Source organism: Paracoccus sp. 22332, assembly GCF_052045125.1.
In the GTDB taxonomy this organism is placed as follows: Bacteria; Pseudomonadota; Alphaproteobacteria; order Rhodobacterales; family Rhodobacteraceae; genus Paracoccus; species Paracoccus haematequi_A.
Genome location: NZ_JBQEOI010000018.1, coordinates 18,118 through 37,521 on the forward strand (window position 1 = coordinate 18,118; position 19,404 = coordinate 37,521).

22 protein-coding genes are annotated in these 19,404 nt (G+C 66.2%); 13 read left to right on the forward strand and 9 right to left on the reverse strand.

Features of this window, described 5'->3' with window-relative positions:
• Nucleotides 1-40: 40 nt before the first annotated feature.
• From rplQ to ACTJI6_RS15865, 12 genes are all read left to right on the forward strand, one after another.
• Nucleotides 41-460 carry a 50S ribosomal protein L17 gene (gene rplQ / locus ACTJI6_RS15810; RefSeq protein ID WP_126156017.1) on the forward strand — a complete coding sequence of 140 codons (420 nt, stop codon included), beginning with the start codon at nucleotides 41-43 and terminating at the stop codon, nucleotides 458-460.
• 317 nt (nucleotides 461-777) lie between these two features.
• Entirely contained in the window at nucleotides 778-1,389 is a 612-nt protein-coding gene (locus ACTJI6_RS15815) for a helix-turn-helix transcriptional regulator (RefSeq protein ID WP_126156019.1), read from the forward strand.
• Nucleotides 1,390-1,451: 62 nt separating this feature from the next.
• Nucleotides 1,452-2,042 (forward strand): acyl-homoserine-lactone synthase, encoded by a 591-nt coding sequence (locus tag ACTJI6_RS15820; protein ID WP_126156020.1) that lies wholly within the window; start codon nucleotides 1,452-1,454, stop codon nucleotides 2,040-2,042.
• Between the two features lie 48 nt (nucleotides 2,043-2,090).
• Entirely contained in the window at nucleotides 2,091-3,407 is a 1,317-nt protein-coding gene (locus tag ACTJI6_RS15825; RefSeq protein WP_126156021.1) for a replication-associated recombination protein A, read from the forward strand.
• Between the two features lie 31 nt (nucleotides 3,408-3,438).
• Nucleotides 3,439-3,804: a fluoride efflux transporter CrcB gene (gene crcB / locus ACTJI6_RS15830; protein WP_126156022.1), complete on the forward strand. Its 366-nt coding sequence runs from the start codon at nucleotides 3,439-3,441 to the stop codon at nucleotides 3,802-3,804.
• Nucleotides 3,801-4,853, forward strand: coding sequence for an RluA family pseudouridine synthase (locus tag ACTJI6_RS15835; protein WP_440802001.1), 1,053 nt, complete (start codon nucleotides 3,801-3,803; stop codon nucleotides 4,851-4,853). The genes crcB and ACTJI6_RS15835 overlap by 4 nt, the downstream gene beginning before the upstream one ends.
• The gene (locus ACTJI6_RS15840; RefSeq protein ID WP_440802002.1) at nucleotides 4,850-5,506 is read left to right on the forward strand and encodes an HAD-IA family hydrolase; all 657 of its coding nucleotides are present in this window, start codon (nucleotides 4,850-4,852) and stop codon (nucleotides 5,504-5,506) included. Before ACTJI6_RS15835 ends, ACTJI6_RS15840 begins: the two co-directional genes overlap by 4 nt.
• The gene (locus tag ACTJI6_RS15845) at nucleotides 5,503-6,216 is read left to right on the forward strand and encodes an ATP12 family chaperone protein (protein ID WP_440802004.1); all 714 of its coding nucleotides are present in this window, start codon (nucleotides 5,503-5,505) and stop codon (nucleotides 6,214-6,216) included. The genes ACTJI6_RS15840 and ACTJI6_RS15845 overlap by 4 nt, the downstream gene beginning before the upstream one ends.
• Before the next feature lie 159 nt (nucleotides 6,217-6,375).
• On the forward strand, nucleotides 6,376-7,392 hold the full coding sequence (locus ACTJI6_RS15850; protein WP_126156026.1) for an amino acid ABC transporter substrate-binding protein: 1,017 nt from the start codon (nucleotides 6,376-6,378) through the stop codon (nucleotides 7,390-7,392).
• Nucleotides 7,393-7,499: 107 nt separating this feature from the next.
• Entirely contained in the window at nucleotides 7,500-8,756 is a 1,257-nt protein-coding gene (locus ACTJI6_RS15855; RefSeq protein ID WP_440802006.1) for an amino acid ABC transporter permease, read from the forward strand.
• 1 nt (nucleotide 8,757) lies between these two features.
• The gene (locus ACTJI6_RS15860; RefSeq protein WP_440802008.1) at nucleotides 8,758-10,212 is read left to right on the forward strand and encodes an amino acid ABC transporter permease; all 1,455 of its coding nucleotides are present in this window, start codon (nucleotides 8,758-8,760) and stop codon (nucleotides 10,210-10,212) included.
• A gap of 11 nt (nucleotides 10,213-10,223) precedes the next feature.
• Complete coding sequence (locus tag ACTJI6_RS15865) at nucleotides 10,224-11,012, forward strand: amino acid ABC transporter ATP-binding protein (protein WP_126156029.1); 789 nt, start codon at nucleotides 10,224-10,226, stop codon at nucleotides 11,010-11,012.
• 70 nt (nucleotides 11,013-11,082) lie between these two features.
• On the opposite strand, the gene ACTJI6_RS15870 is transcribed toward ACTJI6_RS15865, so the two are convergent.
• From ACTJI6_RS15870 to rpmH, 9 genes are all read right to left on the reverse strand, one after another.
• Nucleotides 11,083-11,601, reverse strand: coding sequence for a SixA phosphatase family protein (locus ACTJI6_RS15870; protein ID WP_126156030.1), 519 nt, complete (start codon nucleotides 11,599-11,601; stop codon nucleotides 11,083-11,085).
• Nucleotides 11,602-11,680: 79 nt separating this feature from the next.
• Nucleotides 11,681-12,580: an acetylglutamate kinase gene (gene argB / locus ACTJI6_RS15875; RefSeq protein ID WP_164555313.1), complete on the reverse strand. Its 900-nt coding sequence runs from the start codon at nucleotides 12,578-12,580 to the stop codon at nucleotides 11,681-11,683.
• A 76-nt stretch (nucleotides 12,581-12,656) separates the two neighbouring features.
• Complete coding sequence (gene yihA, locus ACTJI6_RS15880) at nucleotides 12,657-13,307, reverse strand: ribosome biogenesis GTP-binding protein YihA/YsxC (protein ID WP_440802011.1); 651 nt, start codon at nucleotides 13,305-13,307, stop codon at nucleotides 12,657-12,659.
• The gene (locus ACTJI6_RS15885; RefSeq protein WP_440802012.1) at nucleotides 13,304-14,065 is read right to left on the reverse strand and encodes an MOSC domain-containing protein; all 762 of its coding nucleotides are present in this window, start codon (nucleotides 14,063-14,065) and stop codon (nucleotides 13,304-13,306) included. Before ACTJI6_RS15885 ends, yihA begins: the two co-directional genes overlap by 4 nt.
• Complete coding sequence (gene yidC / locus ACTJI6_RS15890) at nucleotides 14,062-15,888, reverse strand: membrane protein insertase YidC (RefSeq protein WP_126156034.1); 1,827 nt, start codon at nucleotides 15,886-15,888, stop codon at nucleotides 14,062-14,064. The genes ACTJI6_RS15885 and yidC overlap by 4 nt, the downstream gene beginning before the upstream one ends.
• Nucleotides 15,889-15,976: 88 nt before the next feature.
• Nucleotides 15,977-16,852: a tRNA 2-thiocytidine(32) synthetase TtcA gene (ttcA, locus tag ACTJI6_RS15895; RefSeq protein ID WP_440802014.1), complete on the reverse strand. Its 876-nt coding sequence runs from the start codon at nucleotides 16,850-16,852 to the stop codon at nucleotides 15,977-15,979.
• Nucleotides 16,836-17,099: a membrane protein insertion efficiency factor YidD gene (gene yidD / locus ACTJI6_RS15900; protein ID WP_440802016.1), complete on the reverse strand. Its 264-nt coding sequence runs from the start codon at nucleotides 17,097-17,099 to the stop codon at nucleotides 16,836-16,838. Before yidD ends, ttcA begins: the two co-directional genes overlap by 17 nt.
• Nucleotides 17,096-17,446: a ribonuclease P protein component gene (rnpA, locus tag ACTJI6_RS15905; protein ID WP_440802044.1), complete on the reverse strand. Its 351-nt coding sequence runs from the start codon at nucleotides 17,444-17,446 to the stop codon at nucleotides 17,096-17,098. The genes yidD and rnpA overlap by 4 nt, the downstream gene beginning before the upstream one ends.
• 110 nt (nucleotides 17,447-17,556) lie before the next feature.
• Nucleotides 17,557-17,691: a 50S ribosomal protein L34 gene (rpmH, locus tag ACTJI6_RS15910; RefSeq protein ID WP_126156037.1), complete on the reverse strand. Its 135-nt coding sequence runs from the start codon at nucleotides 17,689-17,691 to the stop codon at nucleotides 17,557-17,559.
• A 273-nt stretch (nucleotides 17,692-17,964) separates the two neighbouring features.
• Here rpmH and ACTJI6_RS15915 point away from each other — a divergent pair, with 273 nt between their 5' ends.
• Entirely contained in the window at nucleotides 17,965-19,386 is a 1,422-nt protein-coding gene (locus ACTJI6_RS15915; protein ID WP_126156038.1) for a sensor histidine kinase, read from the forward strand.
• Nucleotides 19,387-19,404: the final 18 nt, after the last annotated feature.

Here is a 19,404-nt window from a genome sequence, read left to right on the forward strand (position 1 = left end):
GGCCGCCGGACAAAGCAAAAGACGTTAACGGAGAATCATCATGCGTCACGCCCGTGGCTATCGCCGCCTCAACCGCACCCATGAACACCGCAAGGCGCTGTTCGCCAACATGGCCGGCTCGCTGATCGAGCACGAGCAGATCAAGACGACCCTGCCCAAGGCCAAGGAACTGCGCCCGATCATCGAAAAGCTGATCACGCTGGCCAAGCGCGGCGATCTGCACGCCCGCCGCCAGGCCGCCGCGCAGTTGAAGCAGGACCAGTATGTCGCCAAGCTGTTCGACGTTCTGGGCGAGCGTTACAAGGACCGCCAGGGCGGCTACGTCCGCGTCCTGAAGGCCGGTTTCCGCTATGGCGACATGGCGCCGATGGCGATCATCGAATTCGTGGACCGCGACACCTCGGCCAAGGGCGCGGCCGACCGTGCCCGCGTCGAGGCCGAGGCTGCCGAGGCCGAATAACGCCGCATCTGTCGGCTGAGCGAATCAGACGCCTCGCAGCCCATCCGGTTGCGGGGCGTTTTTCGTGATGTTGCGGCACAGTTGGCTGGGCGCCAGAGGGCTGATAGCCTTGGAAATCGCGCGGGCGGCGTCTTGCCGCTCATCCGCCGTCAGGGGGCATCGCCAGCAGTTGCTGGCGAAGATAGACGGGCAGCGTCAGAACGTCGCGAGACAGCCGTATAGGCGGGATCTCCTATCCCATTAAGGATATGGCAACTATTATGCTCCAAGACTACTTTGTACGTTGACGCCCTCGAACGCAATTTGTCTAAAAAGTCATGTCATCACGCGCCGATATCAATGCTGGCCTGCAAAAACTGGGGAAGCTTGCCCCGGCGGGCTATTTCGTGGGGCTGCATATCCGTTTTGCCGCCCCGTTGATGCAATTTCAGACATACGCGCAGGAATGGGCGGATTTTTATTCCCAGAATGGCTACGCGCTGCGCGATCCGACGATCGCCTGGGGATTTTCGACGACGGGGGCCTGCCGCTGGTCCAGTCTGCCGATCCCGGATCCGTTCAGCATCCTGAAGGACGCGGCAAACCACGGCCTGACGTTCGGGCTGACGGTCTCTTGCGGGCCGATCAGTTCCCGGACCATCGCCAGCTTCGCCCGCGACGACCGCGAATTCACGGATGACGAGATCGCCGAGATCTCGACCACGGTACGTCGGCTTCACGATTCAACGGAGCCGCCGGCGAGCCTGACAAAGGCTCAGAAAGATGCCCTTCGTTGCGTCGCGGAGGGCGATCGTCATGCGGCAGCGGCGGCCAAGCTTGGCATCACCGAAAGCGCGTTCAAGGCAAGGCTGATCTCAGTCCGGGAAAGACTGAAGGCCCGCACGACCGCCGAGGCGTTGCAGAGGGCCAAGGAATACCGCCTGCTTTAGGCGTTCGCCCAGGGGATCCGGGACGCAACGAGGGGCTGTCCTTACACCCCAGGAGAATGACAATGCAGACGACCACGCTTTCCTTTTCGAACCTTCACAACCATGGCGAACTGTTCGCCAAGCTGTTCCGCGCCCGCAAGCAGAGCTTCATCATCCAGAAGAACTGGGATCTGCCCGAGGCCGAGGACATGGAATTCGACCAGTATGACACGCCGCAAAGCCGCTGGATCGCGGTCCATGACAAGGGCGAGGTTCTGGCGGGCTTCCGCCTGACGCCGACGACGGCGCGCTGCGGGATCTACAGCTATATGATCCGCGACGCGCAAAAGGGCATCCTGGGCGGGTCGATCCCGCAGGATCTGCTGGACGGCGAGGCCCCTGTCGATCCGCAGGTCTGGGAATGCTCGCGCGTTTTCGTCAGCCACGACATCCCGCAGATGTATCGCCGCAAGGTCCATTACAAGATGGTCGAGGCGATGACTGCGTCCGCGCGCGAACTGGGCGCCACCAGGTTGATCGCGCTGACCGGCGCGTCCTGGCCCCGCTGGTACGGGCGCTGCGGCCTGGAAGCCGAAGCGATCGGCCGGGTGATGTGGATCGACGACGCCAACTTCCAGTGCGTGGCGATCAACCTGGCGCCGAAGATGCACTGACGGCGGGGGCTGTTCGCGGCCGTCCGGCCATCCTACATTGACGGCATCATGCCCGACCTGTTCGACGCCAGCCCCTTGTCCGATCCGCCGCCCTCCCCGGCGGTGCGACCCTTGGCCGACCGCATCCGCCCCGTGCGCATGGGCGATGTGATCGGTCAGGACAAGGTGCTTGGCCCGGACGGGCCGCTGGGGTCGATGCTGGGTTCGGGCAGCCTGTCGTCGCTGATCCTGTGGGGTCCGCCGGGCGTCGGCAAGACCACCATCGCCCGCCTGCTGGCGGACGAGACCGACCTGGCCTTCGTGCAGATCAGCGCGATCTTTTCCGGCGTCCCCGAACTGCGCAAGGTGTTCGAGGCCGCGAAGCTGCGCCGCAGCCAAGGGCGCGGCACACTGCTGTTCGTGGACGAGATCCACCGCTTCAACAAGGCGCAGCAGGACAGTTTCCTGCCCTATATGGAGGACGGGACGATCCTTCTGGTCGGTGCGACGACCGAAAATCCCTCTTTCGAACTGAACGCCGCCCTGATGTCGCGGGCCCAGGTCGTCGTGCTGGAACGTCTGTCGCTGCGCGATCTGGAACTGATGGCGCAACGCGCCGAACGGGAACTGGGCCGCAAGCTGCCCCTGACGGCCGAGGCGCGCGAGGCGCTGCTGGAGATGGCCGATGGCGACGGCCGCGCCGCCCTGAACCTGATCGAGCAGGTGGCGGCCTGGAAGACCGACAAGCCGATCGACCAGCCCGCCATGGCGCAGCGGCTGATGCGGCGGGCGGCGAAATACGACAAGTCGGGCGACGAGCATTACAACCTGATTTCCGCCCTGCACAAATCGGTGCGCGGATCGGACCCCGACGCGGCGCTGTACTGGTTGGGCCGGATGCTGGAGGGGGGCGAGGATCCGCGATACCTCGCCCGCCGCATCACCCGCATGGCGGTCGAGGATATCGGCCTTGCCGACCCGGCGGCGCAGCGGCACTGCCTGGATGCCTGGGCGCTGTACGAACGGCTGGGATCGCCGGAGGGCGAGCTGGCCTTGGCGCAGGCGGTGATCTATCTGGCGTTGGCGCCGAAGTCGAATGCCGGATACGTCGCCTACAAGGCCGCCCGAGCCGAAGCGCGGCGTACCGGCAGTCTGATGCCGCCTGCCCATATCCTGAACGCGCCCACCAAGATGATGAAGGAACAGGGCTATGGCGCGGGTTACGCCTATGACCACGACGCCGAGGACGGCTTTTCCGGCCAGAACTATTTCCCCGACGGCATGAAGCGCCCGGTTCTGTATGTCCCGGTCGAACGCGGCTTCGAACGGGAACTGAAGAAGCGGCTGGACTGGTTCGTGTCGCAGCGGCTGAAGCGCGGCGGTTGACTTTGCGCGCGTCCCGGCACAGGACCGGCCCATGATGAACCCATATCTTCAGGTCGCCCTTGGCGGCGCCATCGGTTCGGCGGCGCGCCTTGGCGTGTATCGCGCGATGCCCGTGCAAGGCTTTCCGCTGGCGACGATCGCCGTCAATGTCGCGGGCAGCCTGATCATGGGCCTGCTGGCCGTGGTGCTGACGGTGCGCGGCGGGGCTTGGGCGCCCCTTCTGCTGACCGGCGTCCTGGGCGGCTTCACGACCTTTTCGGCCTTTTCGCTGGACGCGCTGACCCTGTGGGAACGCGGGCAGGCGGCCTCGGCGGCGCTGTATGTCGCGGGATCGGTGCTGCTGTCGCTGGGGGCGGTCTTTGCGGGCATGGCCATTGGCCGGGGGATTTTCGCATGAGCGGCGTCCAGACCATCCGCGTCGGCGAGGATGAAGGCGATCAGCGCCTTGACCGCTGGCTGAAGAAGAAGTTCCCGCAACTGGGACAGATCGCCATCGAGAAGCTGTGCCGCACGGGTCAGTTGCGCATCGACGGCGGGCGGGTGAAGCCTGCGACCCGGATCGAGGCCGGGCAGGAGGTTCGCATCCCGCCGCTGCCCGATACAGCCCCTGCGCCCGCGCGCGCCAGCCGCCCGCTGGGTCCGCGCGTGTCGGACGGCGATCAGCAGATGATCCAGGCCGCCGTGCTGTGGAAGGACGACCATATCATCGCGCTCAACAAGCCTCCGGGCCTGCCCAGCCAGGGCGGCAGCGGGCAGGGCGACCGGCATGTGGACGGGCTGACCACGGCGCTGATGTTCGGCTACAAGGACCGGCCCAAGCTGGTCCATCGGCTGGACAAGGATACGTCCGGGGTGCTGCTGCTGGCGCGCACCGACCGCATCGCGCGGGCCTTGTCCGAGGCGTTCCGGTCCCGCACCACCCGCAAGATCTATTGGGCGGCGGTGGCGGGCGTGCCGCATCCGCGCATGGGCACGATCCGTTTCGGCCTGGTCAAGGGCGGGGGCGGGCGCGGCGACAATGAAAAGATGATCGCCGTCCACCCCCGCGACATCGACGCGACCGAGGGCGCGAAGCGCGCCACCACCGATTATGCCGTGCTGGATGCCCTTGGCACGCGGGCCAGCTGGTGCGCCCTGGTGCCGATCACCGGGCGGACCCATCAGTTGCGCGCGCATATGGCCGAACTGGGCCATCCCATCGTCGGCGACGGCAAATATGGCGGCTCGGGGCAGGAAAACCTGGGCGACGGCTGGGGCGCGCAACTGGGCGGAGAGATCAGCAAGAAGCTGCACCTGCACGCCCGCAGCCTGTCCTTCGACCATCCGATCACCAAGAAGCGCATCACCCTGACCGCGCCCTTGCCCGACCACATGGCGCGGACCTGGAAGACGCTGGGATGGCATGAAAACGACGTGCCGGACGATCCTTTCGCGGATGTCGAATGAAGCTGGTCGTCTTCGATGTCGACGGCACGCTGGTCGACAGCCAGCACCATATCCACGGCGCCATGACGGTGGCATTCCAGGCGGCCGGGCTGACCCCGCTGCCGCGCGACGCGGTGTTGCAGATCGTCGGCCTGTCGCTGCCGGTGGCGGTGGCGCATCTGGCCCCCGGCCAGGATGCCGCGACCCAGGCGCTGATTGCCGATGCCTATCGCAGGGCCTTCATGCAGGCGCGGCTGGCCCAGGCCGCGCCCCTGTATCCCGGTGCGCTGGCCTGCCTGGACGGGCTTGCCGCGCGCGACGACCTGCTGCTGGCGGTGGCCACGGGCAAGTCGCGGCGCGGGCTGGCGGCGATGATCGCCGCGCATGGGCTGGAAGGCCGGTTCGTCAGCCTTCAGACGGCGGATGACCACCCGTCGAAACCCCATCCGTCCATGCTTCTGGCCGCGCTGGCCGAGACCGGCGTGGCGGCCGGGGACGCGGTGATGATCGGCGATACCAGCTTCGACATGGACATGGCGCGGGCGGCGGGAATGGCGGCGTTCGGCGTTGGCTGGGGCTATCACGCCCGCGACCGGCTGGCGGCCTCGGGCGCGGTGCTGGTGGCGGACGATTTCACGGATTTGGGCCAGGCAGTGGCAAGGTGGGCGGCATGAGCGAATGGAAAGCGCGGCGGTTCTGGAAGGCGGCTTCGGTTCGGCCCGCCGACAAGGGGTTCGGGATCGCGCTGGACGACCGCCCCTTGCGCACCCCTGGCAAGCTGCCGCTGCTGCTGCCGACCGCGGCCCTGGCCGCGGCTGTGGCGGCGGAATGGGACGCGCAGGCGGATGTGATCGATCCGAACACCATGCCGCTGACGCGCGCCGCCAATTCCGCCATCGAAAAGGTGACGCCTCAGTTTGCCGATGTCGCGGGCATGCTTGCCGATTATAGCGGCACCGATCTTTTGTCCTATCGCGCGGACCAGCCTGCGGAACTGGCGCGGCGCCAGGCCGAGGGGTGGGATCCGCTGGTCGACTGGGCAGCGACCGATCTGCGCGCGCCCCTGCGCATCACCCACGGCGTCATCCCCATCGCCCAGGACCCTGAAGCCCTGACCCGGCTGCACGGCCATGTCGCCGTACTGGACGCTTTCGGCCTGACCGCGCTGCACGATCTTGTGACGCTGCCCGGTTCGCTGGTCCTGGGCCTGGCCGTCATCCGGGGCCGGATCGACGCGGATACGGCCTTCCGCCTGTCCCGCATCGACGAGGATTTCCAGGCCGAGCAATGGGGCCAGGACGACGAGGCGCGCCTTGCCGCCGAAAGCCGCAGGGCGGCGATGCTGGACGCCGAACGGCTGTGGCGCCTGTCGCGCACGGGTTGAATGTGCCCGTCCGCCGGGCGTCACGCTTGACGCATCGGGAAGGATCGGCACTATGTCGCCTATGGGATGCCCCTTCCGGGGGCTTTCGCGAAGGCTCGGCCGCAAAGGTCCGGGTGACGTCCGGGCGGGGCCGGGACGGCAACCAACAAAGGGGTAGACATGAAGACTTCGGTATTTCTGGGCACCGTCGCCGCCGCCACGCTGATGGCGGGGGCCGGCATGGCCGACACGCTGGCCGACGTGAAGGCGCGTGGCGAGCTGAACTGCGGCGTGAACACCGGCCTTGTCGGCTTCGCGGCGCCGGATGCGAACGGCAACTGGACGGGCTTCGATGTCGATATCTGCAAGGCCGTCGCCGCCGCCGTGCTGGGCGATGCAAGCAAGGTGAAATACGTCCCCACCACCGGCCAGACGCGCTTTACCGCGCTGTCCTCGGGCGAGGTGGACCTGCTGGCCCGGAACTCGACCTGGACGTTTTCGCGCGACACCGACCTGAAGCTGGATTTCATCGGCGTCAATTACTATGACGGCCAAGGCTTCATGGTGCGCAAGGATCTGGGCGTGACCTCGGCCAAGGAACTGGAAGGCGCGACCGTCTGCATCCAGACCGGCACCACGACGGAACTGAACCTGGCCGATTACTTCAAGGCCAACAACATGACCTATCAGCCCGTCAACATCGACAGCAACGCCGAGGGCGAGCAGCAATACATGGCCGGCGCCTGCGACGCCTATACGACCGACGCATCCGGCCTGGCCGCCACCCGCGCGGCCTTCGCCGACCCGGAAAACCACATCATCCTGCCCGAGATCATCTCCAAGGAACCGTTGGGGCCTGCGGTGCGCCACGGCGACAACAACTGGGGCGATATCGTGCGCTGGACGTTGTACGCGCTGATCGCGGCCGAGGAATACGGCATCACTTCGGCCAATATCGAGGAACTGACCAGCTCGTCCCAGAACCCCGAGGTTCAGCGTCTGCTGGGCGTCACCGACGATCTGGGCGCGATGATCGGACTGGACAAGGAATGGGCCAAGCGCGCCATCATGGCCAGCGGCAACTATGGCGAGATTTTCGCGGCCAATATCGGCGAACAGACCCCGATTGGTCTGGCGCGCGGCCTGAACGCGCAATGGACCCAGGGCGGCCTGATGTACGCGATGCCCTTCCGCTAAGATCTGCACAAGACCGAAGGGGGCGCAATCGCGCCCCTTTCCCATAATGAAAAGACCGGTCGCACGAAACGCCGCAAAGGCATGACCGGCTACAGGGGTAAAATCGAATGACGGACATGTCAGCGCCGGGTAATCCGCCGTTCCGGCCCAGTATGCTGATCTACGATCGGCGCTATCGATCCATGACCTTCCAGGTGATCGTCTTCATCCTGGTGATGGCCCTGGCCTGGTGGCTGGTCAACAACACGATCCGCAACCTGGCGGCCCTGGGCAAGGATTTCAATTTCGGCTTCCTGTGGCAGCGGGCGGGATACGACATCCCGCAGACGCCGATTCCCTATACCTCGGACGATACGCATCTGCGCGCGGCCTTCGTGGGCCTGCTGAACACGCTGATCGTGTCGATCCTGGGCTGCATCGCCGCCACCTTCGTCGGCATCGTCGCCGGGGTCGCGCGGCTGTCGAACAACTGGCTGATCGCGCGGCTGATGACCGTCTATGTCGAGGCGTTCCGCAACGTTCCCCTGCTGCTGTGGATTCTGATCGTCTTTGCCGTCTTCACCGAAGTGATGCCGCCGCCCAACGCCTTTCGCGGCGACGATCCGGCGGCCAGCATGATCCTGTTCGACCATGTGGCGCTGACCAACCGCTATACCGCGATCCCCACGCTGGCGATGACCAACGATCCCGGCAGCCTGGATCTGGGCGCGCGGATCACCTTCAACTGGGCGACCATCGCCTTTGTCGTGGTGCTGATCGCCGGGTGGATCGCCCGACGCATGATCCGGGACTGGGCGCAGCGCGTGCAGGACCAGACCGGCGGCCGCCCGACGACCTGGTGGGCCAGCCTTGCGGTCATGACCGTGCCGTCGCTGCTGCTGATCTGGTATTTCGGCCTGCATTTCGAAACCCCGGAACTACGCGGCTTCAACTTCTCGGGCGGCATCAACGTCCAGAACGGACTGGTCGCGCTGTGGCTGGCGCTGACGCTGTATACCGGCGCCTTCATCGCGGAAATCGTCCGCGCCGGGATCCTGGCGGTCAATCGCGGCCAATCCGAGGCCGCCTTCGCCCTGGGCCTGCGCCCGCGCCGGACCATGAGCCTGGTGATCCTGCCGCAGGCGCTGCGGGTGATCATTCCGCCGCTGATCTCGCAATATCTGAACCTGATGAAGAACAGCTCTCTGGCGATCGCCGTGGGCTATATGGACATCAAGGGCACGCTGGGCGGCACGACGCTGAACCAGACGGGGCGGGAACTGGAATCCATCGTGCTGATGATGGGCGTCTATCTGGTTCTCAGCCTGATCATCTCGGCCGGGATGAACCTGTTCAACGCCCGCGTCAAACTGAAGGAGCGGTGAGATGAGCGACACCCACGCCCAGACCGTGCCCTTCGTCCGCGACACCATGCTGCCCCCGTCCGATCCCCCGGCGCGCGAGGCCGGCGCGGTCCACTGGCTGCGGCAGAACCTGTTCTCGGGTCCGGTGAACACGGTGCTGACGATCATCGGCGTGTTGATCGTCTGGTTCCTGGTCAGCCATTTCTGGGACTGGTTCGCCCATTCCGTCTGGAACGCGAACAGCCTGTCCGAATGCCGCCAGATCATCGCCGAAACCTGGGGCGAGGGCGCGCGGGGCGCCTGTTGGGCGGTGATCCGCGAACGCTGGAACCAGTATGTCTATGGCTTCTATCCGCCCGCGCTGTACTGGCGCCCGACCATGGCCTTTGGCCTGCTGTTCCTGGCGCTGGCGCCGGTTCTGTTTTCCGAATCGCCCGGCATCCGCCGCATCGTGCTGGGACTGGCGACGGTTCTGACGCTGTGGCTGATGGTCACCTTGAACGCCCCCGCCGCCTGGCTGGTCTTTGCCGCCGTCATGCTGATCGGCGGGCTGGCGGTGTCCGAACGGCATGTGTCCTGGCTGCTGATCTTTTCGGTCCTCTATCCGCTGATGGGGGTCTGGTTCCTGTGGGGCGGCTCGGCCTGGGGACCGATCATGGTGCTGGCCGGTCCGCTGCTGGGCTGGATCGCCTGGCTGGCCTTGGGCAGGGTGTCGGGCCTGCTGGCGACGGTCGTGGCATTGGTCGTGCCGCTGGTCTGGTGGTATTTCTACGCGGGCGAGGCCGCGTCGGACGCGGAAAGCCTGGTCTCGCTGGCGATCCCGGCGGTGGCCTCGGATCGGTTCGGGGGGTTCCTGTTGTCGATCACCATCGGCGTCGCGGGCATCGCCATGTCGCTGCCCCTGGGGATCGTGCTGGCGCTGGCGCGGCGGTCCGACATGTTCCTGGTCAAGTCGCTGGCGGTGATCTTCATCGAGTTCATCCGGGGCGTGCCGCTGATCGCGCTGCTGTTCGTGGCGTCCCTGCTGCTGAACTATTTCCTGCCGCCGACCGTGACCTTCGACATCATCCTGCGCGTCATCATCATGGTCACGCTGTTCTCGGCCGCCTACATGGCCGAGGTGATCCGCGGCGGCCTGGCCGCCCTGCCCAAGGGCCAGTACGAGGCCGCCGACGCCCTGGGCCTGGATTACTGGAAGGCGCAGCGGCTGATCGTGCTGCCGCAGGCGCTGAAGATCAGCATCCCCGGCATCGTGTCCACCTTCATCGGCATGTTCAAGGACACCACCCTGGTGACCTTCGTCGGCCTTTACGACCCGCTGAAATCCATGTCCGACGCGGTGCGCGCCAGCACCAGCTGGAAAGGCATCTATTGGGAGCCGTATATCTTCGTCGGCTTCATCTTCTTTCTGATCTGCTTCGGCATGTCGCGTTATTCGATGTATCTCGAACGCCGGCTGGCCCGCGGCCACAGGTAAGGACACCGCCCATGAGCGATACCACCACCCGCCCCATCGACCGCACCCAGATGCAGGTCAGCGACGAGGTCGCGATCGACATCCGCAACATGAACAAATGGTATGGATCGTTCCATGTCCTGCGCGACATCGACCTGACCGTCCACCGGGGCGAGCGGATCGTCATCGCCGGGCCGTCCGGTTCCGGCAAGTCGACGCTGATCCGCTGCATCAACCGGCTTGAGGAACACCAGTCCGGCCATATCGTCGTGGACGGGATCGAACTGACCAACGACATCAAGAACATCGACAAGGTGCGATCCGAAGTCGGCATGGTGTTCCAGCATTTCAACCTGTTCCCGCATCTGACGGTTCTGGAAAACTGCACCCTGGCGCCGATCTGGGTCCGCAAGGTGCCCCGCCGCCAGGCCGAGGAGACGGCGATGCGGTTCCTGGAAAAGGTGAAGATCCCCGAACAGGCGAACAAGTATCCGGGCCAGTTGTCCGGCGGTCAGCAGCAGCGCGTGGCCATCGCCCGGTCGCTGTGCATGCAGCCCAAGATCATGCTTTTCGACGAGCCAACGTCCGCCCTTGACCCCGAGATGATCAAGGAGGTCCTGGACACGATGATCGAGCTGGCCGAGGAAGGCATGACCATGCTGTGCGTCACGCACGAGATGGGCTTCGCCCAGGCCGTTGCCAACCGGGTGATCTTCATGGACCAGGGCCAGATCGTCGAACAGAACGAACCGCGGGAATTCTTCAACAATCCGAAATCCGAGCGGACCAAGCTGTTCCTGTCGCAGATCCTGGGACATTGAAGAAAGGCCGGGGGACTTCACGTCCCCCCGCCCCCCTGTGGGATACTTGAACACAGAAGATAAAGCAGAATCAGTTGCGTCCGTCCAAGCGCACGAAATCCATGACGCTGCCTTGGCCGGGTTCGACCTGGGCCCAATCGTCCACCTGGAAATCGACCACCAGCGTCGCGCCGGTCGGATAGCGGCGGAAATCGGGATCCATCGGCAGGCGCGCGGGCAGAAGCGCCGCCAGTTCCGAAATGCCGGGATTGTGGCCCAGCATCATCACCGTGGGCTGGGTCGCGGTCTTCAGGATCGACAGCATCTTTTCCGGCCCGGCCTGGTACAGCCCGGCCTCGATCCGCAGCAGCGGGCGGACCTCCAGGGGGGCGCTGGCGATCATCGCCCAGGTTTCCTGGGTTCTGGCGGCCGAGGAACACAGCACTTCTTCAGGCTCGTATCCGCGCGAGGCCATCCAGTCGCCAAGCGCCAGGGCCGAGCGGCGGCCCCGGTCATTCAGCGGGCGGTCGTGATCGGCCAGGTTCGGATCATCCCAGGCCGATTTGGCGTGGCGGGTCAGGATCAGCCGTCGATGTCCAAGCGGTGTCATAAGCGATCTGCCCCCCATGTGCCTGTTCTGGGCGCAGCCTGCCACAGGCGCTGCGCCTTCGGCAAGGCAGGCCGTGGATTTACAGGGATGCCTCGCCCTGGCGCAGCCCACGCGGACGGGTGCTGGGCGGGGTCGACCGGATCAGGCTGCCCGCGCCGTGTTCGGTGAAGAGTTCCAGCAGGCTGGCATTCGGAACCCGCCCGTCCAGGATCACCACGGCACGCACCCCGTCCTCCAACGCCTTCAGCGCGGTTTCGGTCTTGGGAATCATGCCGCCCGCGATGGTGCCGTCGGCAATCATGGCGCGCACCTGGTCGGGGTGAAGCTGGGTCAGAACCTGGCCGTTCTTGTCCTTGACGCCCGCCACGTCGGTCAAGAGAAGCAGCCGGTCGGCGCGCAGCGCGCCGGCGATGGCGCCCGCCGCCGTGTCGCCGTTGACGTTGAAGGTCTCGTTGTCGGCCATGCCGGTCGCGACCGGGGCGATCACCGGGATCATGCCCGCCTTGTAAAGGTCGCGGATGATCTGGACGTTCATCTCGACCGGGCGGCCGACGAAGCCCAGTTCGGGGTCGTCGGCCTCGCAGACCATCAGGTCGTCGTCCTTGCCGCTGATGCCCACCGCGCGACCGCCCGCGTCGTTGATCGCCTGGACGATGCGCTTGTTGACCAGGCCGGACAGGACCATTTCCACCACCTCGACCGTTTCCTTGGTGGTGACGCGCTTGCCGCGCACGAATGTGCTTTCGATGCCCAGCTTGGCCAGCAGTTCGTTGATCATCGGCCCGCCGCCATGGCAGACGACCGGATTCATGCCGACCTGTTTCATCAGCACGATGTCGCGGGCGAATTCCGCCATCGCGTCGTCGTCGCCCATGGCGTTGCCGCCGAACTTCACCACCACGACCGCCCCGGAATAGCGTTGCAGATAGGGCAGGGCCTCGGAAAGGGTTCTGGCGGTGGCGGTCCAATCCCGGTTCATGTCTTGCGTTCTCATCCTTGAAGGCCCCTGTCTGACGGGCGGACCCTAGGACGCAACGGCGGATCAGTCCAGACGTTCAGTCCAGGCCCGCGATGATGGCGCGCAGCGTGGCGATGCCCTGGCCCTTGTCCGACGATGTGACGACGATCTGCGGAAAGGCGGCCGGATGCCTTTGCAATTCGGCCTCGACCTGTTCGATCACCGGCTTGAGCGCATTCGGTCCCAGCTTGTCGATCTTGGTCAGCACCGCCTGGAACGGTACGGCGGATTTGTCCAGAAGCGTCATGATCTCGTGGTCCACCGGCTTCACGCCATGCCGCGAATCGATCAGGCAGAAGGCGCGGCGCAGGGTCGGGCGGCCCGCCAGATAGTTCTTCAGCAGCGCCTGCCATTTGGCGACCACGGCGACCGGCGCCTTGGCGAAGCCGTAGCCGGGCAGGTCGACCAGATAGCTGCGGTCGCCCAGGGTGAAATAGTTGATCTCTTGCGTCCGGCCGGGCGTGTTCGAGGCCCGCGCGATCCCCTTGCGGCCGGTCAGCGCGTTGATGAGGCTGGACTTGCCCACATTGCTGCGCCCCGCGAAGCAGACCTCGGGACGGTCGGCGGGGGGCAGACCGTCCATGGCGACCACGCCTTTGAGGAAATCGACAGGCCCGGCGAACAGCAGGCGCGCGGCCTCGGCGGTTTCGGCATCCGGTTCGGGGGCGACGGGAAAGGCGACCTTCATGCCGCCACCGCGTCGCCCAGGGCGATCTCTCCGCCGGTCACGACCTCGGCGAAGATGCCGAAATCGGTATGGCCGTAAAGGCGTTCCAGCGTTGCCAGCATGTCGATGTCGCGTTCCCCGCTGTCCGTATTGGCCGTGGTGGCGTCGCAGCGGCCGATCTGGTCGGTGACGCGCAGCTCTACGCTGCCGATGCGGATGACGTGGCCGATCAGATCACGTTCAGCCCAGGGCGCCCAGCCGTCCACCCACAGGTTGCCGCGCCAGCGGTGGATGCCCAGGGGCTGGCCGGTGCGGGCTTCCAGATCGGCCAGGCTCGCCAGCGACAGGATCGAGATCCACGGCCATTTCTGGTCGGTCCAGATGCCCGCGCCGCGCACCAGCCGGGTGGGGGCGGGGGCATTGGCAGGCCACAGCGGGCGCAGCCAGTCGACCAGCCGGTCGCCCTCGGTTTCCGGGTCGATGCTCAGGTCGGCCTGCGCGGGCTGGCGCAGCACCAGTCGTCCGTCGGCCCAGCCGCCGCTGATCGCCTGGACCTGCGGCGATTGCACACCGCGCACGAAGCAGGATTTCGGCAGCCAGCGGTCAGGTTCGCCGCCCGTCTGGCTGGCCTGGGCGTTGCGTTCGCCCGCCTGCGTCAGCACCGCCCATTCGCGGTCGCCCGGCAGGCGGCGTGCGGCGGCCAGGGTCACGCGGTCCAGCCCCTCGCCGCCGACCGACTTGATCGGGTGGCGGCGGATATGGGCCAGGCGCGCGGTCACTTGCTGTCCTTGCGCGGCCGCGACGGCAGCGAGGACTTGATGTTGCCGAACAGGTCGGGCCGGTGGCCGTGCATCGACATGATCGTGTATTGCTGCACGCAGGTGATCAGGTTGTTGGTGATCCAGTACAGCACCAGCCCCGATGCGAAGCCGCCCAGCATGAACATGAAGATCCACGGCATCCAGGCGAAGATCATCTTCTGCGCCGGATCCGCCGGGGCCGGGTTCAGCCGCTGCTGGATCCACATGCTGATGCCCAGCACGATCGCCAGCGCGGGCAGCGACAGCGAATGCAGCAGCGTGCCTTGGGCCGGCGGGGCAAAGGGCAGCAGCCCGAACAGGTTCAGAAGCGAGGACGGATCGGGCGCGGCAAGGTCGCGGATCCAGCCCACCCAGGGGGCATGGCGCAATTCGATGGTGACGAAGATCACCTTGTACAGCGCGAAGAAGATCGGGATTTGCAGCAGCACCGGCAGGCAGCCCGCGGCGGGGTTCACCTTCTCGCGCTTGTAAAGCTCCATCATCTCTTTCTGGAACTTCATGCGGTCGTCGCCGGTGCGGTTCTTCAGTTCCTCCATCTGCGGCTGCAATTCCTTCATCTTCGCCATCGAGATGTAGGATTTGCGCGCCAGCGGGAAGACCAGCATCTTCAGCACGAAGGTCAGCGCGATGATCGACCAGCCCATGTTGCCGATCATGCCGTGCAGCCAGTGCAGCAGGCGGAAGATCGGCTTGGTCAGGAAATAGAACCAGCCCCAGTCGATCGAATCCACGAAGCCCTGGATGCCGGGGCTTTCCTGATAGGCGTTGATCGTTTCCCAGACCTTCGCGCCCGCGAAGAGATAGCTGTCGGCATTGACCTGGGTGCCCGGCTGGACGGTCTGCATCGGATAGCGGGCTTCGGTCTGATAGATGCCCGCGCCTTCCGCATATTTCACGACCGAGGTGAAGGCCTGGCCCGGCGCCGGGGCCAGCGTGGTCATCCAGTATTTGTCGGTGAAGCCGATCCAGCCGTTCGCCTGGACCTGGGTCACTTCGGCGCGGCCTTCGCGGTCCACCGGGTCCAGTTCGGCGATCTTGTTGTATTTCAGTTCGATCAGCGTGCCATCATGCATCCCGACCGCGCCTTCGTGCAGCACGAAGAAGTTCTGCGTATCCGGGCGGCCGTGGCGGGCGATGATGCCATAGGGCGCGGCGGTGAAGGCGGCGTCGCCGTTGTTCTGCAAGGCGTGGCTGACGGTGAACAGATAGTTGTCGTCGACCGAGAAGGTGCGCCGGAAGATCTGGCCCGCGCCGTTGTCCCAGGCCAGCGTGACCGGCTGTCCGGGGGCCAGCGTCTCGCCCGATTCCACCGACCAGATGGTCGAGGGGCCGGGAACAAGCGCCGGATCGACGCCCGGTCCGGGGGTCCAGCCATAGACGGCGTAATAGGGTTTGGCCGCGCCCGTCTGGATCGCCTCGGTGGGCGATGAGGGCGACAGCAGGCGGACATTGGGCGAACTGTCGTCCAGCGTCTCGCGATAGCGGGTCAGCAGCAGGTCGTCGATGCGCCCGCCCAGCAGCGAGATCGACCCCGACAGCGACGGCGTCTGGATCTGGACCCGGCCCGCCTGTGGGGCGGCATCGGCGGGGGCCGCGCCCAGGTCGGCGGGCAGGGTGCTGCTTTCGGGATTGGCCAGCGGCACGTCCTGGGTCTGGGTTTCCACCGCGACCGGCTGTTCCGTCTGGACCGGAGGCTCGGGCGCGAAGACCGTGTACCAAACCAGGATCACCAGGAACGACAGCACCGTCGCCAGGATCAGATTGCGGTTGTTGTCTTGCATGCTTACAGCCTCATCGCGTCCGTCGCGCCGCTTCAACAGAAGGGGCGCTTAAAGGTCAAGCGGAATTGGGTCCGCGCAGGGGGTGGGGTCAGTCCCGCAGCCGGGGAACGTCGCCCTTGGGCGGGGCAGGATCGCCTGGGAACAGGCCCGCGAAATCGAACAGCTTCGGATCCAGCAGATGCGAGGGGCGCACGTTCATCAGCGCCCGGAACATCACCTGGCGGCGCCCCGGCGTCCGCGTCTCCCATTCATCCAGCAGGCGTTTCACCTGCACGCGCTGCAAGCCTTCTTGGCTGCCGCAGAGGTCGCAAGGGATGATCGGATAGTTCATCGCCCGCGAAAACCGCTCGCAATCCGCCTCGGCCACATAGGCCAGCGGGCGCAGCACGGTCAGGTCGCCGTCCTCGTTCAGCAGCTTGGGCGGCATCGTCGCCAGCCGGCCGCCGTGGAACAGGTTCATGAAAAAGGTTTCCAGGATATCGTCGCGATGATGGCCCAGAACGACCGCCGAACAGCCTTCCTCGCGCGCGATGCGATACAGGTTGCCCCGGCGCAGGCGCGAACACAGCGAACACATCGTGCCCCCCGGCGCGATCTTGTCCGTGACGATGGAATAGGTGTCCTGGTATTCGATCCGATGCGCCACGCCGCGCTCGGTCAGGAATTTCGGCAGGACGGTGGCCGGAAAGTTCGGCTGTCCCTGGTCCAGGTTGCAGGCCAGCAGATCGACCGGCAGCAACCCGCGCCACTTCAATTCGTGCAGGACCGCCAGCAGGGTATAGCTGTCCTTGCCGCCCGACAGGCAGACCAGCCAGCGGTCGCCGGGGCGGATCATGCCGTAATCCTCGACCGCCTGGCGGGTCTCGCGGACCAGACGCTTGCGCAGCTTGCGGAATTCGGTGGATGACGGCGCGCCCGCGAACAGCGGGTGAATCTCGGTCAGGTCGTCAGTGTCGTCCAGCATCGGACAGCCTTTCGTGGTCTGGATCGGCGCCGGGCACCGGATCATAGCCCGACCCGCCCCAGGGATGACAGCGCCCGATCCGGCGCGCGGCCAGCCAGCCCCCGCGCAGCGCGCCATGGCGGGCCAACGCATCCAGGGCATAGGCCGAACAGGTCGGCTGGAACCGGCAGCCATGCCCGACCCAGGGCGAGGCGACCAGCCGATAGGCCCGCACCGGCAGCGCCAGCAGATGGGCCAGCGGCGTCACGGGTGGATCTTTCGCAGCGCGCCCGCCAGATCGCGGCACAGGGCGGCGAAATCGCGGCTGACGGTGGCCTCGGGGCGGCCCACCAGCACATAGTCCCAGCCCGGCCGCGCGCCTTGCGGCAGATGCAACCGGGCGATTTCCCGCAGCCGGCGCTTGGCGCGGTTGCGCATCACCGCATTGCCGATCTTCTTGGAACAGGTGAAGCCCACGCGGAACGGATCGCCATCGCCCCGGTCACGGGCTTGCAGCAGAAAGCCCGGCGTTCCCTGGCGCAGCGCCCGCGACGCGGCCAGGAAATCGGCGCGCTTGGCGATGACGGCGGGCATGGACAGCCGGGGCGCGGACATGCGAAATGCCGCCGTGCCGTCATCCGGGGGTCGCGCATCGGCAACGGGATGGGGCAGGGGCGGCATGTCGTAGGCCCTTTTGTTCGGCGGGACGGACCCGCCGCAAGGGATCAGGCCGACAGGCGCTTGCGGCCCTTGGCGCGGCGGGCGTTCAGCACGCGACGGCCGCCGCTGGTGGCCATGCGGGCGCGGAAGCCGTGGCGGCGCGCACGAACGAGGTTCGACGGTTGAAAGGTGCGCTTCATGGTGCGTCTCCGAGGTCTTGTCTTGCGGGTGGCGGGTCTTGCGGGCGGCAGGCGCGGAATGGCGACATTCCACCCTGCGCGCGAACGCGCCGGTTGTTCGAAGCCCGCTGGATAGATCAGACCGCCTGCCCCGTCAACCTGTAAGGCGGTCATCATGCGGAAACTGCTTTATCGGGCGACCGGAACCTGCGACAGATCACATTCGTTTGATGTGCAAACCCCGCCCGCCGGGCTGAAACACGCGCAAGACTTGGCGCTGACGATCAAGATTACATGCAACTGAATACGATCTCTGGCCGATTCGCCGCGCTGACGATCATCTTCGTCATGCTGGCCGAAGTGCTGATCCTGGTTCCGGCCCTGGCCAGCTTCCGGCTGGACTATCTCGAATCGCGGCTGGAGCGGGGCCAGATCGCCAGCCTTGCCGTGCTGGCATCGGACAAGTCCCTGGCCGACGAACTGGAGGCCGAACTGTTGCAGAGCGCCGGGCTGCTGAACGTCGTGCTGCGCCGCGACGACATCCGGCAGCTGGTCCTGTCGTCGCGCATCCCCAGCCCGGTCGTCCAGACCTATGACCTGCGCGAGGACGGGCTGGTCCAAACCATCGACGACGCCCTGGGCACGCTGCTGAACCGCCGGAACGAGGTGATCCGCGTCATCGGCGCGCCGGTCAACCAGGCGGGCCAGCTGATCGAGATCACGATGGAAACCGCCCCCCTGCGCACCAGCATGATCGAATTCGGCATCCGCCTGCTGCTGCTGTCGGCCGCCTTCTCGATCCTGACGGCGATCCTGCTGAACGTGGCGGTGCAGCGGCTGGTCCTGGTGCCGATCCGCCGCGTGATCAGCCACATGGTGTCCTATGCCGAGGCGCCCGAGGATGCCCGCCACATCATCACCCCCGATGCCCGCCTGATCGAGCTTCGCGACGCCGAAACCGCGCTTCAGACCTTGCAGAAGACCGTCACGTCGTCGCTGAAGCAGAAGGAACGGATGGCGCAGCTGGGCCAGGCGGTCGCCAAGATCAGCCACGACCTGCGCAACATCCTGACCACCGCGCAGATCTTCGCCGATCGGCTGGAGGACAGCGGCGATCCCAAGGTCAAGCGCGCCGCGCCGAAGCTGGTGAACTCGATCAGCCGCGCGGTGAACCTGTGCGAGACGACCCTGGCCTTCGGCAAGGCCGAGGAGCCCGCGCCCACGCTGTCGCGGTTCAACCTCGCGCAGCTCGCGACCGAGGTGGTCGAGGCCGAGACCCTGGCCAGCGGCGACGGCCCGAGGGTCGAGTTCCTGTGCGACATCCCGCCCAGCCTGACGATCCGCGCCGACCGCGACCAGTTGTATCGCGTGCTGGCGAACCTGGCCCGAAACGCCCGCCAGGCCATCGAAGGCACCGGCCAGCCCGGCACGGTCGAGATCGGTGCGGGCGAGACGGACAGCGACTGGTGGATCCGCGTGGGCGACACCGGCCCCGGTCTGCCGGAGAAGGCGCGGGAATACCTGTTCAAGCCCTTTGCGGGCAGCGCCCGCAAGGGTGGCACCGGCTTGGGCCTGACCATCGCGGCCGATCTGGTGCGCGGCCATGGTGGACGGCTGGATCTGGTGCGTAGCGATGCCGAGGGCAGCGAATTCATGATCCATATCCCGCGCGACATGGCCATCCTTCCCGCGCGGCAGATGGCCGGGGGCCGATAAAATCGGGCCGCCGGCGTT

Excerpts from the sequence above, each read along its gene's own strand:
- ACTJI6_RS15840 (WP_440802002.1), top strand. The coding sequence starts at position 4,850 with ATGAAGCTGGTCGTCTTCGATGTCGACGGCACGCTGGTCGACAGCCAG.
- ttcA (WP_440802014.1), bottom strand. The coding sequence starts at position 16,852 with ATGCTGGACGACACTGACGACCTGACCGAGATTCACCCGCTGTTCGCG.
- rplQ (WP_126156017.1), top strand. The coding sequence starts at position 41 with ATGCGTCACGCCCGTGGCTATCGCCGCCTCAACCGCACCCATGAACAC.
- ACTJI6_RS15835 (WP_440802001.1), top strand. The coding sequence starts at position 3,801 with ATGAGCGGCGTCCAGACCATCCGCGTCGGCGAGGATGAAGGCGATCAG.
- yihA (WP_440802011.1), bottom strand. The coding sequence starts at position 13,307 with ATGAAGGTCGCCTTTCCCGTCGCCCCCGAACCGGATGCCGAAACCGCC.
- ACTJI6_RS15820 (WP_126156020.1), top strand. The coding sequence starts at position 1,452 with ATGCAGACGACCACGCTTTCCTTTTCGAACCTTCACAACCATGGCGAA.
- ACTJI6_RS15860 (WP_440802008.1), top strand. The coding sequence starts at position 8,758 with ATGAGCGACACCCACGCCCAGACCGTGCCCTTCGTCCGCGACACCATG.
- ACTJI6_RS15815 (WP_126156019.1), top strand. The coding sequence starts at position 778 with ATGTCATCACGCGCCGATATCAATGCTGGCCTGCAAAAACTGGGGAAG.
- ACTJI6_RS15870 (WP_126156030.1), bottom strand. The coding sequence starts at position 11,601 with ATGACACCGCTTGGACATCGACGGCTGATCCTGACCCGCCACGCCAAA.
- ACTJI6_RS15850 (WP_126156026.1), top strand. The coding sequence starts at position 6,376 with ATGAAGACTTCGGTATTTCTGGGCACCGTCGCCGCCGCCACGCTGATG.
- ACTJI6_RS15855 (WP_440802006.1), top strand. The coding sequence starts at position 7,500 with ATGACGGACATGTCAGCGCCGGGTAATCCGCCGTTCCGGCCCAGTATG.
- yidC (WP_126156034.1), bottom strand. The coding sequence starts at position 15,888 with ATGCAAGACAACAACCGCAATCTGATCCTGGCGACGGTGCTGTCGTTC.
- ACTJI6_RS15825 (WP_126156021.1), top strand. The coding sequence starts at position 2,091 with ATGCCCGACCTGTTCGACGCCAGCCCCTTGTCCGATCCGCCGCCCTCC.
- ACTJI6_RS15845 (WP_440802004.1), top strand. The coding sequence starts at position 5,503 with ATGAGCGAATGGAAAGCGCGGCGGTTCTGGAAGGCGGCTTCGGTTCGG.
- rpmH (WP_126156037.1), bottom strand. The coding sequence starts at position 17,691 with ATGAAGCGCACCTTTCAACCGTCGAACCTCGTTCGTGCGCGCCGCCAC.
- ACTJI6_RS15915 (WP_126156038.1), top strand. The coding sequence starts at position 17,965 with ATGCAACTGAATACGATCTCTGGCCGATTCGCCGCGCTGACGATCATC.
- rnpA (WP_440802044.1), bottom strand. The coding sequence starts at position 17,446 with ATGTCCGCGCCCCGGCTGTCCATGCCCGCCGTCATCGCCAAGCGCGCC.
- ACTJI6_RS15865 (WP_126156029.1), top strand. The coding sequence starts at position 10,224 with ATGAGCGATACCACCACCCGCCCCATCGACCGCACCCAGATGCAGGTC.
- crcB (WP_126156022.1), top strand. The coding sequence starts at position 3,439 with ATGATGAACCCATATCTTCAGGTCGCCCTTGGCGGCGCCATCGGTTCG.
- argB (WP_164555313.1), bottom strand. The coding sequence starts at position 12,580 with ATGAACCGGGATTGGACCGCCACCGCCAGAACCCTTTCCGAGGCCCTG.